The organism is Alteromonas sp. CNT1-28 (genome assembly GCF_022348345.1).
Classification (GTDB): Bacteria; Pseudomonadota; Gammaproteobacteria; order Enterobacterales; family Alteromonadaceae; genus Alteromonas; species Alteromonas macleodii.
In genome coordinates, this window is record NZ_JAKREZ010000012.1 from 30,547 (window position 1) to 46,631 (window position 16,085).

Annotated in this window: 16 protein-coding genes; 6 read left to right on the forward strand and 10 right to left on the reverse strand. The window is 44.2% G+C overall.

Features of this window, described 5'->3' with window-relative positions; all coding sequences use genetic code 11:
* The first annotated feature begins 130 nt into the window (after positions 1 to 130).
* Positions 131 to 2,350: an NADP-dependent isocitrate dehydrogenase gene (locus MHN02_RS09795; protein WP_014949329.1), complete on the forward strand. Its 2,220-nt coding sequence runs from the start codon at positions 131 to 133 to the stop codon at positions 2,348 to 2,350.
* A 481-nt stretch (positions 2,351 to 2,831) separates the two neighbouring features.
* Here the strand turns inward: MHN02_RS09795 and cspD are convergent, their stop codons facing one another.
* Complete coding sequence (gene cspD, locus MHN02_RS09800; protein WP_014949330.1) at positions 2,832 to 3,050, reverse strand: cold shock domain-containing protein CspD; 219 nt, start codon at positions 3,048 to 3,050, stop codon at positions 2,832 to 2,834.
* A gap of 243 nt (positions 3,051 to 3,293) precedes the next feature.
* Here cspD and clpS point away from each other — a divergent pair, with 243 nt between their 5' ends.
* Both clpS and clpA read left to right on the forward strand, forming a co-directional pair.
* A complete protein-coding gene (gene clpS / locus MHN02_RS09805) occupies positions 3,294 to 3,614 on the forward strand; it encodes an ATP-dependent Clp protease adapter ClpS (protein WP_014949331.1) in 321 nt (106 codons plus the stop codon).
* A 24-nt stretch (positions 3,615 to 3,638) separates the two neighbouring features.
* On the forward strand, positions 3,639 to 5,915 hold the full coding sequence (clpA, locus tag MHN02_RS09810) for an ATP-dependent Clp protease ATP-binding subunit ClpA (RefSeq protein WP_014949332.1): 2,277 nt from the start codon (positions 3,639 to 3,641) through the stop codon (positions 5,913 to 5,915).
* Positions 5,916 to 6,092: 177 nt separating this feature from the next.
* Here clpA and infA read toward each other — a convergent pair whose 3' ends face one another.
* The 4 genes from infA to trxB form a co-directional block, all read right to left on the reverse strand.
* On the reverse strand, positions 6,093 to 6,311 hold the full coding sequence (gene infA / locus MHN02_RS09815) for a translation initiation factor IF-1 (RefSeq protein ID WP_014949333.1): 219 nt from the start codon (positions 6,309 to 6,311) through the stop codon (positions 6,093 to 6,095).
* 75 nt (positions 6,312 to 6,386) lie between these two features.
* Positions 6,387 to 7,109 carry an arginyltransferase gene (locus MHN02_RS09820; RefSeq protein WP_239245797.1) on the reverse strand — a complete coding sequence of 241 codons (723 nt, stop codon included), beginning with the start codon at positions 7,107 to 7,109 and terminating at the stop codon, positions 6,387 to 6,389.
* Positions 7,106 to 7,852, reverse strand: a complete 747-nt coding sequence (gene aat, locus MHN02_RS09825; RefSeq protein ID WP_239245800.1) for a leucyl/phenylalanyl-tRNA--protein transferase — start codon at positions 7,850 to 7,852, stop codon at positions 7,106 to 7,108. The genes MHN02_RS09820 and aat overlap by 4 nt, the downstream gene beginning before the upstream one ends.
* A 50-nt stretch (positions 7,853 to 7,902) precedes the next feature.
* Positions 7,903 to 8,868, reverse strand: a complete 966-nt coding sequence (trxB, locus tag MHN02_RS09830; RefSeq protein ID WP_014949336.1) for a thioredoxin-disulfide reductase — start codon at positions 8,866 to 8,868, stop codon at positions 7,903 to 7,905.
* A 538-nt stretch (positions 8,869 to 9,406) separates the two neighbouring features.
* Between trxB and yfbV the strand changes: the two genes are divergently transcribed.
* A complete protein-coding gene (gene yfbV, locus MHN02_RS09835; RefSeq protein WP_239245803.1) occupies positions 9,407 to 9,856 on the forward strand; it encodes a terminus macrodomain insulation protein YfbV in 450 nt (149 codons plus the stop codon).
* Between the two features lie 44 nt (positions 9,857 to 9,900).
* On the opposite strand, the gene MHN02_RS09840 is transcribed toward yfbV, so the two are convergent.
* From MHN02_RS09840 to MHN02_RS09850, 3 genes are all read right to left on the reverse strand, one after another.
* Positions 9,901 to 10,416, reverse strand: coding sequence for a SprT family zinc-dependent metalloprotease (locus MHN02_RS09840; RefSeq protein ID WP_343212217.1), 516 nt, complete (start codon positions 10,414 to 10,416; stop codon positions 9,901 to 9,903).
* 47 nt (positions 10,417 to 10,463) lie between these two features.
* The gene (gene sppA, locus MHN02_RS09845; RefSeq protein ID WP_014949339.1) at positions 10,464 to 12,329 is read right to left on the reverse strand and encodes a signal peptide peptidase SppA; all 1,866 of its coding nucleotides are present in this window, start codon (positions 12,327 to 12,329) and stop codon (positions 10,464 to 10,466) included.
* Between the two features lie 162 nt (positions 12,330 to 12,491).
* Complete coding sequence (locus MHN02_RS09850) at positions 12,492 to 12,683, reverse strand: hypothetical protein (RefSeq protein ID WP_014949340.1); 192 nt, start codon at positions 12,681 to 12,683, stop codon at positions 12,492 to 12,494.
* Positions 12,684 to 12,727: 44 nt separating this feature from the next.
* On the opposite strand from MHN02_RS09850, the gene MHN02_RS09855 reads away from it, so the two are divergent.
* Complete coding sequence (locus tag MHN02_RS09855; RefSeq protein WP_239245805.1) at positions 12,728 to 13,339, forward strand: DoxX family protein; 612 nt, start codon at positions 12,728 to 12,730, stop codon at positions 13,337 to 13,339.
* Between the two features lie 169 nt (positions 13,340 to 13,508).
* A complete protein-coding gene (locus MHN02_RS09860) occupies positions 13,509 to 14,060 on the forward strand; it encodes an NAD(P)H nitroreductase (RefSeq protein ID WP_014949342.1) in 552 nt (183 codons plus the stop codon).
* A gap of 100 nt (positions 14,061 to 14,160) precedes the next feature.
* Here the strand turns inward: MHN02_RS09860 and MHN02_RS09865 are convergent, their stop codons facing one another.
* Together MHN02_RS09865 and ansA are read right to left on the reverse strand one after the other, a co-directional pair.
* Entirely contained in the window at positions 14,161 to 15,000 is an 840-nt protein-coding gene (locus tag MHN02_RS09865; protein WP_014976406.1) for a DUF2797 domain-containing protein, read from the reverse strand.
* Positions 15,001 to 15,041: 41 nt separating this feature from the next.
* Complete coding sequence (gene ansA / locus MHN02_RS09870; protein WP_239245807.1) at positions 15,042 to 16,049, reverse strand: asparaginase; 1,008 nt, start codon at positions 16,047 to 16,049, stop codon at positions 15,042 to 15,044.
* Positions 16,050 to 16,085 lie beyond the last annotated feature (36 nt).

The following is a 16,085-nucleotide window of genomic DNA, read 5'->3' on the forward strand; positions in this document are numbered from 1 at the left end:
TAAAAGCAAAAGGTGGAAAACATCAAATACGTTTCGCAATGACTGTGGGCGTGACATGAACATGTTGCGGGTTGTTGCGACCTAATGGACTAAAGACGACAGTACCCTGTCGAGAAAATTGAGGTATATAATGACCAAGTCTAAGATCATCTACACGAAGACTGATGAAGCGCCAATGCTGGCGACTTACTCACTTCTTCCAATCATCCAGAAGTTTGCTGCGGCTGCAGATATCGACGTTGAGCTAAGCGATATTTCACTTGCTGCACGTGTTTTGGCAAATTTCCCTGAGTATCTTTCTGAAGAACAAAGAGTGCCAGACGCGCTAGCTGAACTGGGTGAGATGACCCAAGACCCGAACGCTAACATCATCAAGCTTCCAAACATCAGTGCCTCAATTCCACAGCTTCGTGCAACTATCAAAGAATTAAACGCAAAAGGCTTTAATGTACCAGCGTTCCCTGATTCACCTAAAACAGCTGAAGACGAAGAAATTCGCGAGCGTTACGGTAAAGTATTAGGTAGTGCGGTAAACCCTGTGCTACGTGAAGGTAACTCGGACCGTCGTGCACCGACAGCGGTGAAGAACTATGCCCGTAAGCACCCGCATTCAATGGGTGAGTGGTCTCAAGCTTCTCGTTCGCACGTAGCGCACATGCGCGGTGGCGATTTCTACTCTGGTGAGAAATCAGTGACAGTTGAGAAAGACGGTCACGTTAGCATCGAATTTACGGGTAAAGATGGCAGCAAGAAAACCCTTAAACCGCGTGTAGATTTGCTAGCTGGCGAAGTTATCGACGGCATGTTTATGAGCAAAAAAGCGCTGTGTGAATTCTTCGAAGAGCAAATTGAAGATGCGAAAAACACAGGCATTCTTTTCTCACTACACGTAAAAGCGACCATGATGAAGGTGTCTCACCCAATCGTATTCGGTCACTGTGTAAAAGTATTTTACAAAGATCTATTCAACAAATGGGGTGACCTGTTTGAAGAGCTAGGTGTTAACCCTAACAACGGTCTAGGTAGCGTTTACGACAAAATTGCAAGCCTACCTGAGAGCCAACGCTCTGAAATTCAAAAAGATATCAACGCATGTTATGCCGACCGCCCGCCAATTGCGATGGTTAACTCTGACAAAGGTATCTCGAACCTTCACGTACCTAGTGACGTAATTGTTGATGCCTCTATGCCTGCAATGATCCGTAACTCTGGTCAAATGTGGGGACCAGATGGAAAGGCGCACGACACTAAAGCAGTTATTCCAGAGAGTACTTATGCAACCATTTACCAAGAAGTTATCAACTTCTGTAAAACGCATGGTGCATTCGACCCGACAACGATGGGTACAGTGCCTAACGTTGGTCTAATGGCGCAAAAAGCAGAAGAGTACGGTTCACACGACAAAACGTTTGAACTTGAAGCAGACGGTACTGTGTCGATTATTGACCAAGACGGCAATGTTCTTATCTCTCACGATGTTGAAGAAGGTGATATCTGGCGTATGTGTCAGGTGAAAGACGCACCTATTCAAGATTGGGTTAAGCTAGCAGTAACGCGTTCACGTCAATCTGGTATGCCTGCGGTATTCTGGCTAGATGACGAACGTGCTCACGATGCGCAACTTATCAAGAAAGTTGAAAAGTACCTACAAGACCATGATACCAACGGTCTAGACATTCAAATTATGTCTCCTGTACGCGCTATTCGCTACAGCATGGAACGTGCAATTCGCGGTCTGGATACCATTTCAGTAACGGGTAACGTACTTCGTGATTACCTTACTGATTTGTTCCCAATACTAGAGCTTGGTACCAGTGCTAAAATGCTATCAATTGTTCCGTTGATGGCTGGTGGTGGCCTTTATGAAACGGGCGCGGGCGGTAGTGCACCTAAGCACGTGCAACAGTTCGTTGAAGAAGGTCACTTGCGTTGGGACTCACTCGGTGAATTCCTGGCACTTGCTGTATCGCTAGAAGATGTTGCTATTAAGCACAGCAACACCAAAGCAAAAGTTATTGCTACTGCACTTGATAAAGCAACGGAAAAACTACTAAACAACGGTAAGTCTCCGCTTCGTAAAGCAGGTCAGTTGGACAACCGTGGTAGCCATGTTTACCTAGGTCTATACTGGGCTGAAGAAGTAGCGAACCAAACGGAAGACGCAGAACTAGCTGCGCAATTTAAGCCAGTGTATGAAGAGTTGTCTGCGAAAATTGACGACATCTTGGCTGAGATTGATGCAACGCAAGGTAGCGCGCAAGAAATTGGTGGTTACTACTACCCTGACGAAGATAAGCTTTTCGCAACCATGTCTCCAAGTAAGACATTAAAAGCTATCTTAGGCGCATAGTATTTGTGTATATGCGTTAGGCTTATAGGTCTAGCGCATAGAATAGTATTCTCAAATCTGAGAAGCTATTTCAAAACAACGTTTAAAAGCCCTCTCTTCAAACGAGAGGGCTTTTTTTATGTAGAACCACTATACCTGCGCAAACACGCAGCGATTACGAACATTTTAAACCTAGCTGAGTAGGCAATGGTCTACGCGGACTGGTATAAGGGCTAATAAGGGGTAGGGCGATATACCTTATGTTTTAGAAAGGAATGTATTCTCGAGAAATAAAAGGAACAGGAAAATAGCTCGTTGATTGTCTACTTTGAACTATTACGCAACGTTGAGCTAGTACGCAACGTTAAGATAACGTAATACTTATTTGTGGGGAAAATGAAAACGCACTTATCCGCACAGGCGCTTTACTGCACCTACACATTTTGAATGGCAAGAAAAGCAAAAGCCCGACGTAAAAGGTCAGGCTTTAAAAATTCTTTTCTTAACGCTCTGGTTCTTCTTTGAAGCCAATGTTCTCAGCGTGAAGACCTTTAGGCCCTTGCTGAACTTCGAACGTTACTTCTTGACCCGCTTTTAGCGAACGGTAGCCTTCCATTTGAATCGTAGAGTAATGCGCGAAAATATCTTCGCCGCCGTCCTCAGGAACGATAAATCCAAAACCCTTTGCGTTGTTAAACCATTTAACTTTGCCAACCGCCATACTTCGACTTCCTCTTAATCCTTGAACTCACGAGTATATGCCCCCATTATAGATCCGGAGACACGGTGGAAAGAGTATTGATTGTAGCTGCTACGCAGTAAGTTATGTCGTAGCTAACGTGCAATACTCAAAACCACTATACAAAATGTAGATTTTTTAACCATATTATGTCAAGGGCAAATGTGAATAAATTTATCCAAAAGTTTGTACACATATGTGCCATTAAACCACTATTATTAAGTTATGAGTAAAGACAACGCTATTAGTATCGAAAAGGAAAAACAGAAAGACGCGCAGCGACAGAAGCCGCAGCCGCCTCCCATGTATAAAGTGTTGTTGAACAATGACGACTATACACCGATGGATTTTGTCATTGAGGTACTCATGCAGTTTTTCAATATGGACGCTGAGAAAGCCAACCAACTTATGCTGACCGTTCATTATCAAGGAAAAGCCGTGTGTGGCATTTTTACTGCTGAGATAGCAGAGACAAAAGTGATGCAGGTTAATCAGTACGCACGCAAACATCAGCACCCGTTGATGTGCACGATGGAGCAGGCATAAGGTTTTTTGTAGAGGGCGAGCAATATGTTAAATAAAGAATTAGAACAAACGTTAAATAATGCGTTTGTATTTGCCAGAGAGCATCGTCATGAGTTTATGACGGTTGAGCACTTGTTGTTGGCATTGCTTGATAACTCAGCTGCTCGCGATGCGCTCAAAGCATGTGGTGCCGATATTGAGGCAATTAAAAGCGAACTGTTAGCTTTTGTTAAAGATACTACGCCTCTCATTTTAGATGACCAGTTAAACGAACGCGAAACTCAGCCCACGCTCGGTTTCCAGCGCGTGCTGCAGCGTGCGGTATTCCACGTTCAGTCGTCTGGTAAGGACGAAGTCACTGGCGCCAACGTACTTGTTGCTATATTCAGCGAGCAAGAGTCTCAGGCCGTTTATATTCTCAAGAAGGCGGATGTAACGCGCTTGGATGTGGTGAACTTCATTAGCCATGGCGTAAGCAAAGCGGATGATGATGAGCCTGTAAACCCTGAAGCGTCGGAAGAGGCTGAAGCAGGCGAAGAAGGTGGCTCAGCATTAAGCAAATACGCAACTGATCTAAATCGTCATGCGAAAGACGGCAAAATAGACCCGTTGATTGGCCGCGATTCGGAAGTAGAGCGCACTATTCAAATTCTATGTCGTCGTCGCAAAAACAACCCGCTGCTTGTGGGTGAAGCGGGCGTAGGTAAAACGGCGATCGCAGAAGGTCTTGCATACAGAATCGTTAACGAAGACGTGCCTGATGTTATTGCTGAAAGTACCGTTTATTCACTGGATTTAGGTGGCCTTCTTGCTGGTACCAAATACCGTGGTGACTTTGAGAAGCGTTTGAAAGCAATTCTGAAAGAGCTTGGCAAAGACAAGAACGCCATTTTGTTTATTGATGAAATCCATACCATTATTGGTGCTGGCGCTGCGTCGGGCGGTGTAATGGATGCGTCAAATTTACTTAAGCCTAAGCTATCAAGCGGTGAACTACGCTGTATCGGCTCAACTACATATCAAGAATATCAAGGTATTTTTGAGAAAGACCGCGCCCTTGCACGTCGTTTCCAGAAAGTTGACGTTACTGAGCCTAGCGTCAGCGATACCACAAAGATATTGCTTGGCCTTAAGAGTCGCTACGAAGAGCACCACAATGTGCGTTTCACTCAAAAGGCGATTCAAGCTGCGGCGGAATTGTCGGCTAAATACATCAACGAGCGTCATCTTCCAGATAAAGCCATTGATGTAATGGATGAGGCAGGCGCAAGCCAGCGCTTGTTGCCGCCTTCTAAGCGCAAAAAAACGATAGGTGTGGGCGACATTGAGCAAATTATTGCAAAAATGGCGCGTATCCCTGAGAAGTCTGTATCAGCTTCTGACAAAGAGGTGCTTAAGAACCTTGGCCGCAACCTTAAAATGGTTGTGTTTGGTCAGGATAAGGCTATAGAGACGCTTAATGACGCTATATTGCTATCACGTTCTGGACTTGGAGCTGAAGCAAAACCAATTGGTAGCTTCTTATTTGCCGGTCCAACTGGTGTTGGTAAAACAGAAGTAACCCAACAGCTGGCTAAAATCATGGGTGTTGAGCTTGTACGTTTTGATATGTCTGAGTACATGGAACGTCATGCAGTTAGCCGCCTCATTGGTGCGCCTCCTGGTTACGTTGGTTTTGACCAAGGCGGTCTGTTAACAGATGCGGTAATCAAAAACCCGTACTCAGTAGTGCTGTTAGATGAAATTGAGAAAGCGCATAGCGATATCTACAATATTCTTCTTCAGGTTATGGACCACGGTACGCTGACTGATAACAATGGACGTAAGGTTGACTTTAGAAACGTGGTGTTAGTGATGACCACCAACGCAGGTGTTCAAGAAACCGTACGTAAATCTATTGGCTTTAAGCAGCAAGATCACAGTCACGATGCGATGTCTGAAATCAATAAGGTGTTTACACCTGAATTCAGAAATCGCCTGGACGGTATTATTTGGTTTAACCATCTTGATCCTGAAATTATCTTGCAGGTGGTAGATAAGTTCATTATTGAGCTTCAGGCACAGCTTGACGTTAAAGGCGTGTCGCTAGAGGTCACCAGTGCAGCCCGCGCTTACATGGCTGAGAAAGGCTATGATAAGGCAATGGGAGCACGTCCTATGGCGCGCGTCATTAAAGATGACCTGAAGAAAGAGTTAGCGAACGAGCTATTGTTTGGCGAGTTATCTAAAGGTGGAAACGTTAAAGTAGACTGCGTTGATGACAAACTTACCTTTGAGTACACAGGTGTAGGTGCAACGTCTGAAGAAGCAGAGCCAACCTAATGTAATAAAGCATGTAGCGCTAGGTAGAAAGACTAATGTCGTCTATCAAGCGCTATATCTTCGTTAGTAACTTTGTTTTTAGCGATAGTGCTTCGAGGATGAAATAGGTAAAACCCAGATACGAAAAAGCCCGATCTTAATCGGGCTTTTTTTATGCGTTACCGCTTAAATGGCTCATTATCTTGCGCGATAAACGATACGACCTTTGGTCAAATCGTAAGGAGTCATCTCAACGGTGACCTTATCGCCAGTAAGAATACGGATATAGTTCTTACGCATTTTACCAGAGATGTGTGCAGTCACTACGTGACCGTTTTCTAGTTCAACGCGGAACATAGTGTTAGGTAGCGTGTCTAACACAGTACCTTCCATTTCAATACAATCTTCTTTTGCCATGTAAAGCAGTTACCTCAGTAATTCAAAATTTTTGCCGCGCAGACCTTACCCAATCTTGGGTTCGGTGTAAAGCAATTAAGTGGGTATTTTACTATTTTTGCTAAATAGATGCCATTCATTGTCACTAAACTGCTCAAATGGCAAAAATTTGTGTTTATAAGACATTTTTTGACAGCCCTCTACGTAATAGCCCAAATAAACATAGTGGTGGCCTAAACGCCTCGCTTCCTCAATTTGCATGAGTATCATCCATGTACCTAAAGACGCAGAGCTATAGTCAGGGTCGAAAAACGTGTAGAGCGCAGAGAGGGCACCCATATGTTCGTTAGCATCGACAATGTCAGTTACAGCCACTGCAATGAGCTTGTCGCCATCATAGGCCTCTAGGTAATGGGTTGTCATCCAATCACACAAAACGAAATTGTCGAACTGGGTTCGTGAAGGCGGATACATACTACCGTCGGCATGTCGCTCCGTAATGTAGCGTTCATACAACGGGTAGTATGTGCTTTTAGTTTCACTAACTAGCTGAACGCGAAACCCTTGGTTGGCCTTTAACAGCCTTTTTTGACTGCGAGAGGGGGTATAAGCATTCACCGGAATTCGCACCGACTTACACGCCTTGCAGGCTGGGCAGTGTGGACGGTAAATTTGTTCACCGCTTCGTCGAAATCCCACTTGAATGAGTTGCGAGTATCGCCACGCCTGAAAATCATTATTTTCGGCGTATACTAATAATTGCTCTTGCTCATCGGGCAAATAGCTACATGAAAATGATTGGGTTATACCAAACTTCACGGAGTAATCACTCTTGGCTTCCAACGATTAAGGTAGTCTTCTGACAGCCTACCGTCTTCAGTTAAAGTGTGGTTGTTGTTTTCCAGTTTTTCAATAAAGTTTTCACGGGATAACACATTCGCACCAAGGGATGTCAAATGATCGGTAGGAAGCTGGCAATCAATAAAGGCCATATCGTGAGACTTCATGTGCTCAACCAACGCCATCATAGCAAGTTTTGACGTATTACTTTCCCGGTGAAACATCGATTCACCGCAATATACCTTGCCAATTCCAACGCCATATAGTCCACCCACAAGTGTTTCGCCGTCCCAAACTTCCACAGAGTGCGCTAAACCCAGACCATTGAGCTGCCGGTAAGCCCCAATCATGTCATCGGTAATCCATGTTTCGCTATTGAGTTCACCTGTGTTTGGGTTTTTACGAGGGGTTGATGAACAGGCTTCAATTACACGGTCGAACGCGTAATTCAACGTTACCGTGTATTTTTGTTTTCGAGCAAGCTTCTTAAGGCTTTTCGATGCGGCAAAATTATCGAGTTCAATAATGGCTCTGGGGTCGGGTGACCACCACAACAGCGGTTCGTCATCACTGAACCAAGGGAAAATGCCCTGTGAGTAGGCAGAAAATAAACGTGCAGGACTGAGGTCGCCACCAAATGCTAGCAGGCCGTTAGGTTCGTCTAATGCAGTGTCGACTGGAGGGAAGGGCGCGCCTTCTTCGATGTAATGTAACGCTATCATAATCGGGCCAGAAAAAAGCCCCACTGAACAGCAGGGCTTGGGAAACAGTACTAACCTTGTTCAGGCATCGTACCGTCTAAGTATTTTTCAGCATCTAGCGCCGCCATACACCCTGTACCTGCTGATGTAATGGCCTGACGATAAATATGATCGCTCACGTCACCTGCAGCAAACACACCTTCAACGCTTGTTTGCGTCGCATTGCCGTTTGTACCGCTGTTTACAACGATATAGCCATCTTTCATTTCAAGCTGGCCATCAAAGATATCGGTATTCGGTTTGTGACCGATAGCAACGAATAGCCCCATAACATCAAGCTCTTCAGTGGCATCACTGTTCGTATCTTTAATACGGACTTTGGTTACACCCATTTCGTCACCGAGCACTTCATCTAGTGTACGGTTTAAGTGTAATACCACGTTACCGTTTTCTGCTTTATCACGAAGGCGTTGCTCAAGAATTTTTTCACTTCTAAAGCTATCTCTTCTGTGAATAACATGTACTTCTGATGCAATGTTTGAAAGGTAAAGCGCTTCTTCAACAGCGGTGTTACCACCACCAATTACCGCTACTTTTTGATTGCGGTAGAAGAAACCGTCACAGGTTGCACAAGCAGATACACCTTTACCCATAAACGCTTGCTCTGATTCAAGACCAAGATATTTAGCTGAAGCACCTGTAGCAATGATTAGTGCGTCACACGTATAAGTACCGCTATCTCCGTAAAGCGTGAAAGGGCGCTTCGAAAAGTCGGTCTTATTGATGTGATCGAAAATAATTTCAGTATCGAACTTTTCAGCATGCTTTTGCATACGAACCATTAGATCAGGACCAGTAAGGCCTTCAGGATCGCCCGGCCAGTTTTCTACTTCTGTCGTGGTAGTAAGCTGTCCGCCTTGTTGAATACCAGTTAACAGTACAGGTTTAAGGTTTGCACGTGCAGCATAAACCGCTGCTGAATAACCTGCAGGGCCTGAACCCAAGATAAGTAGACGGACGTGTCTGCTTTCTGCCATTTTCCTCTCCAAATAATTCACCCAATAGGGTTACTTATAAAATTTCTCTTAGAAAGCTAGGTAGGGGCGAAAATCTGTAAATCAAGCTCAACACCTAGTTACTTTTATTATAGTAATTTGCCAGCGCAACATCTGCAGGTCGTTATTCACTTGCTTTAACAAAAGTAACAACAAAGCCATGCAGCACAATGTTTAGGCTTAAGCTCTATATGATGCCTTTAAGCGAGAAAAATGTCACTTAAAGATAGATTGAACTTATGCCTTTTAATTATTAACGCGGGGTGTATTAGCTACACAACGCCGATCTTCACAGCAGACCAAAAGGCAGCCGCCACATCAACGAAACTTAATTAACTACAGTGCAATCGTATTTGATAAGATTGATGTTGATAGTTTATCGCTGTAATTACGTACTGATTTAGAAGAACCAGTTTGTATTAGCCAAAAAGCGGATTACAATTTAGTTATAACTATCGAATAATGACGTGAGTGATATCAGCATTAATGCTGATAGTAAGGTTTATCAAAGAGGTGAGGCATGTCTCAATCAATAATGACGTTGTTGAAAAACGGTCAGCAGTACATGAAGACATGGCCTGTAAGAAAAGAACTCTATGCCTTTTTCCCAGAGTGTAGAGTTGTAGCAGCGACTAAGTTTGCAATTAAAACCATGCCGCCAGTGGCAATGGTTTCATGCGCGCTGCTCTATCAGAGTTTAGGCGCCGATTATCTACCTCAAACCATTACCATAGGTGCTTTCTTCTTAAGTCTGCCTATGCAAGGTTTGCTTTGGCTAGGACATCGCTCTGACCAATACCTTCCACCACAACTGAAAAGCTGGTACCAAGAAATCCACTCAAAAATGCGCTCGCAAGGTGTGGCTATGACCAATGCTAAATCAAAACCAAAATATAAAGAGCTAGCGCAACTTCTTAAGACAGCGTTTAACGATTTAGACAACGCATTTACTAAACACTGGTTTAATTAACAGCACGTATCCTGTAAATACCGCTCGCCAGACAGCGTCTTGGGTCAAAAGGCTTTTAGGCTGCCAACGTCTGGTGCGCGAAGCAAGGCCTGACACTTCCTACATTTGTATTGTGCCCCTTTTAAAATATTATTGTGTCTGCGTGTACTTAGCGCATAAGTGTCACAGTCACACACATAATGAAAAGTGCGGGCTACCCGTTTCACGTCAAATTGATGGGTAGTATTAGGCGTGCAGTTAAATACGCTGCGCATTATCGACTGCCATTCTTTGCCGTGGGGCTGAACTCTGCCAAACAGAACCCATACCAACAAATGGCTGACTTCGTGTGGTACCACGTCACTTAAAAAGGCATCGATATTATCTTTAAACAGAAGTGGGTGAAAATTCACGCGGTTTTGCTGTAAAAACGCAGTACCCGCATTTTTCCCCGACCGTCTAAAAGTGATCGTAGGGCGCTTGAACGTTTGCTTGAAGTATTGCTCTGCTTGCTCATAGCAATAAAAAACAGCGTCGGTAATAACGCGACGCTGTTCTTGAGTTAAGTCATTTGAAGCGATGTTGCTGCCTCTGTCTTTTTACTGTTTCTACTTATTTGCTGCGCGTATTATTTAACGTCACAAGGTAAACATAGCACGTAGGTACCCTTAGGGTCGTTTAGTTGGTTTACTAAACTGAACTCTTTAAGTACGCGCTTAAATTCATTTACCAGTGCAGAGTCGGCATGGGCAAATTGCCATTTGCCCACAAACGTCATTGCCTGGCCAAAGAATTCCTTCCAGAAAATTTCCTGGGCACTCAGCGTACGTTGTACGTAGAACGTATCATAATTTTCTAGCTCGGCGAGCTCGGCCGCAGCAACTACAGCATCGTCAACCGTACCAAGCTGGTCTACCAAGCCAAGTTCAATTGCATCTTCGCCAATCCACACGCGTCCTTGGGCAACACTATCCACTTCTTCTACCGACATACCACGAGCATTTGAAACCAACGACAAGAAGTTTCCGTAAGTGTTTTCAACGTTGCGCTGAAGAATCTGACCGAATTCTGGTGCTAGTGGACGCACAGTAGAGAAGCCTGCAAGCTCTGTAGAGCCCACACCGTCACTGTGAATACCTAAATAATCCAGTGAATTCTCGTAGGTCATAAACATACCAAACACGCCAATCGAGCCTGTAATTGTGCTAGGGCTTGCAATTATTCTATCGGTACTTGCTGCAATCCAATAACCGCCTGAAGCTGCATAGGTGCTCATAGAAGCAATAACGGGCTTGCCTGCTTGTTGTAGTTGCAACACTTCCTGACGAATAATTTCAGAGGCGAATGCGCTGCCTCCAGGAGAATCAATCTGAAGAACCACTGCTTTTACGTTGTCGTCTAGACGTGCCTTTCTTAAAAGACGAGCGGTGCTGTCTCCACCTATAGTACCGGCTTTTTGATTACCGTCTAAGATGGTGCCCTTGGCAACTACAATCGCCACTTTATCCATATCTGACTCGATAACCGGCATAGGCGGGTTAACAACTTTAAGATAGGTATTGAACGAAGTGAGGTTAACGCCGTGATTGTTTTCATCTTCACCGACTAACTCAGTAAGCTCCAATCTTACTTCTTCGCGGGTCTTCAATGCGTCTACCCAATTATTCTCAAGCGCATACTGTGCGAAATCGCCGCCTGCCGCTTCAAACTTTGCTAATAAACCTTCAAGGGTCTCGTCAAAGTTTGCTTCATCGATACCGCGAGCTGCTGCTACATCCGCTTTGTATTGCGCCCAGTAACCATCTAACCACTGTTTCTCCGCTTCCTTTGCTTCTTCAGACATATCATTTCGCATGATAGGCTCAACAGCAGATTTATAAGTACCAACCCGGAAGATATGCGTGGTTACTTTTAACTTTTCTAGCATGTCTTTGAAGTACATGCCATAACGGCCGTAGCCTTCAAACATTAACCCGCCCATTGGGTTCAGATAGATGCTATCAGCGTGTGCTGCCAAGTAATATTGGTCTTGGGAAAAGTAATCGCCAATGGCATAAACGGGCTTTTCAGACTCTTTAAATGCGTCAATAGCATTAGCTACGGTGCGCAACTTGTCTAAACCACCGCCGGTAAGACCTTGAAGGTCAAGAACCAAAGCTTTAATACGGCGATCCTTTTGCGCATTTTCAAGCACTTTCACTACATCGCGTACCAATACTTCTGGGTTTTCAGGTTCACTGCCTAGCGATTCTTGTAAGAACTGTTCGAAAGGATCAATGCTTTCTTTTTCTATAACTAGCTTGCCGTTAAGCGTAAGAAACAAAGCACTGTCTTTGTTTACGGTAAACTGTTCATCGTCCTGACCAGTTATTGCGATTATCAATCCAACAAAAATAACAATGAATATCAAATTAAAGAAAAGTTTGCGGGTGAAGTTAAGCACCGTCCACAAGCCAATAAACAAGGATTTAGTCCAATTTCCTTTGGCTGCCATTTTAATCACTACCTTTTTTTGAATTAACTAACCAGAGCAAGATAGATCAGGCATACCTTACTCACGTACTGCATTCTATTATGTTACCTAAATCGAGTAAGATCGCGAACTTAATTGTAATTTTTTGTGAGTGTCTTTGTTTTCGGCGACTTACGATGACTTTTATTCTGCGTTCTTTTTTTCGTCTTGTTCCAGCCACTTTCGAATGAGGGAGGCAATACGTTTGTGACTATCCTCGCTCATCGTCATAAGAAATTTTCCATTCTTTGCTTTATAGCCGGTTTTTCCATGGCCCTTTTTCATTAGTCGTAAAAACGGTGAGGGCTTATTTTCGCGCGATGAAATTTTTTTCATAAAGTGCCGTTCTTATTTCTTAATCACACAAAGTAGGCAAAACAATGACACACATTTACCAACAAATCGTAGCCCGACTGCAAGTGGCAGATGGCATTCCTTTACTTTTATTGCGCTTGTATTTAGCACCAGTGATGATACAGGCTGGCTGGAATAAAGCATCCAGTTTCGACAGTATTGTAGATTGGTTTGGTAACGATGATTATGGGCTTGGTTTACCAATGCCTTTGGTAATGGCGTTCTTAGCTACAGCCGCAGAACTCGTGGGCGGTGTTCTATTGTTATTGGGTGCATTGACCCGCTTGGTGAGTATTCCATTAATGGTAACCATGATAGTCGCTATGGTGAGTGTTCACGCTAAGAATGGATGGCTCGCTATTGCTGATGCGTCTTCATGGCTAGCTGACGGTACAATCTTACTGAATGAAAACATTATGGCTGCGCCAGAAAAGCTTGCGGCAGCTAAATCATTGTTACAAGAGCACGGCCATTATGACTGGCTTACTTCCAGCGGTAACTTTGTGGTACTTAACAACGGCATCGAATTCGCAGCTACCTATTTTATTATGCTTTTAGTTTTGTTTATCTATGGTGGTGGACGCTTCTTTAGTGTCGATTTCTATATGAATAAAGCCATGCGTTCTAAAAGTAATTAGGGACGCTCCATTTCCTGTACAAAAGGCCGGAATTTTCTGGTCTTTTTCGTTTATGAACCGTAGGATCTAGCATTCAGGTTAGGTAAATTATTGTTGTTGGCACGCTTGTCTCGATTGTGAAAATCGAAGCGTGATAATAGCAACGCGAAAAAATAAAGTAGGGACGTAAATGGACGCATTAACATTGTTACTCAACAGAAGTTCTCAGCCTCGATTGGAAGCGCCAGCACCTAGTGGAGATGCCTTAGAGAATATTATGCAGGCTGCACTACGTGCCCCAGACCATGCTTGTCTTACTCCTTGGCGTTTTATCGTGTGCACAGGAAAAGGGCTTGATAAGCTAGGTGCACTCTATGAGCAATCCGCTATTGAAAATGAAAAGTCGCAGAAAGAAATTGAACGTGCCGTGCAGCTTCCTCACCGCGCACCTATGGTTATCGTAGCCATCGCAAAGCATGTGGAACATGAAAAGGTACCGCGTGTTGAGCAGATAGCGTCGGCAAGCTGTGGCGTTATGGCGATGCAAATGGCAGCAGTAGCACAAGGGTTTAACGGCATGTGGCGCACCGGTGGCTACGCACACTGTGAGACGGTAAGAAACGGATTAGGTTTAAGTGAAGAAGACGAGCTGGTAGGTTTCTTATATTTAGGAACACCAGCGTTTGAGCCTGCACCTAAACCGCAAAGAAATAGTAACGACTACTTTGAATTCTGGCAGTAGTTGATACCTATTCGAATAAACTGCCGCATTAGATAGCTAGCGGCGAGTAAGAAGGGTCTTATTTTTATAAGTAAGCTAAAATAAGACCCTAACATTTAACCTAGAAAGATAGGTCTACATTATAACCAGCGAACTTCCTGATATTAATAACGCGATCGCCATCTAGCATCCAGTATTGCCCTTTGATACCTTGCAACACACCAGTAAATGACGGTGTCTTATCTAAGTTTAAAGATTTTATCTTTACCGGATAATCTTCAACAGGGTAATGAATATCATGGATAGGCGTAGTCACTTCTGATACTGCTTGAAGCCCTTTTTCTTGCTTCAGCGCTTCTAGCTCACTTTCAATTTTACCCATTAATTCGGTTTTGACCTGTTCTAAATCAACCTCGTCAGGTTTGCCCTTTAACATTGTTCGCCAATTGGTTTTATCTGCAATGTGATCTTTGCATAACGTTTCAACCAAACCACTGGTAAGCCTGTCAGGAACTCGCAGCATTACGGTAGCTTGCGTAGCTCCTTGATCCATCCACCGCGTAGACACGCCTTCGGTGACTTGACGAGTGATGCCCACTTTTACCGTACCTGTGTTAGCCAAATAAACAAAATGCTCACTAAAGCAATGTTCTTCACCCCACTGAGGTTCTCTGCACGTCCCTTCGTGGTAATGGCACTTTTCTGGCTTAATAATGCAGCTATCGCATTGTGCCAGCGATATCAAACACGGGTAGCAGTATCCTTGGTTGAAGCTTTTTTTGGTTTTGCGGTTGCAGTGAACACAGTTGATTTCACCAGAGTAGGTTACCGTTACTTCCTTGCCGATAAGAGAATTGATATCTACCAACTCATCACCAATTGGAAGCGAGTAGTGCACGGTATTGTTTTCATCGGCGGAGGTACGCATTTTTTTAAGCATACCCGAATATGTTGTTGTCACTTGTTGAAACCTTTTTCTTAAAAACTTTATTTGTAACGCTGTTAGTCGCTTAATTCGCCGCGCAAGTTTTGCGTTAATAGATGGCTTATTTCCTCAAAAGGAAGCCCTTTACTTAATAAGTAGTGCAGTTTCGCGAGGGCAGCCTCGGGTGTCATATCGCTACCCGATAAAACTCCTACTTCTTGTAGGCAATGGCCGGTGGCATAGCCACCCATGTTTACGCGACCGCGCATACACTGGGTACAATTCAAAACAGGAATTTCTCTGGCTTTTGCGTATTTTAACTGTGCAATAAGCTCAGGGTTCTGAGGTGCATTGCCCACACCATAGCTCAGTAAAATCAGTGCATTCACCGGCTGCTGCAGCGTGTTTTTAATCACCTCTGGCGCAATACCTGGATACAAACTAACCATGCCGATCGGTTGGGCTTTGACGTTCGATACCGTTAAGGTGTTATTTGGTGTCTTCGCTAATTCACCGGCTTTCAGACGAATGTTAATGCCAGCTTCTAACAGTGGAGGAAAGTTAGGGGAGTCAAAGGCACTGAACCCATCTGCATCTACTTTACGGCTGCGGTTGCCACGAAGTAGTCTGTTGTTGAAGAACAGTCCGACTTCGGCAATGGGGAAGTTCGCGGCAACGTATAACGCGTTTAGAAGGTTGACTTGACCATCTGAGCGAAGCTCTGCCAGTGGAATTTGAGAACCGGTAACAATGACAGGTTTTGACAAATCCTCAAGCATGAAACTCAACGCCGAGGCGGTGTATGCCATGGTGTCTGTACCGTGCAAAATAATGAAGCCATCGTACTTGTCGTAGTTGTCGGCGATATCATCGGCAATACGCTGCCAGTCAGACGGATCCATGTCTGATGAATCGATAAGGTTATCGTATTCATGTAGTGTAAAAAGGGGCATTTCAGAGCGGTGAAACTCCGGCATCTTTTTCAGTGTGTCTGACAAGAAGCCTGCAGCGGGTACGTAGCCTTGCTTAGACGGCTTCATACCAATAGTTCCACCTGTATAGGCAATGTATATATGTTTGCGCATGAAATGACCTTACCCTTAATTTGGGAATACTTTTCA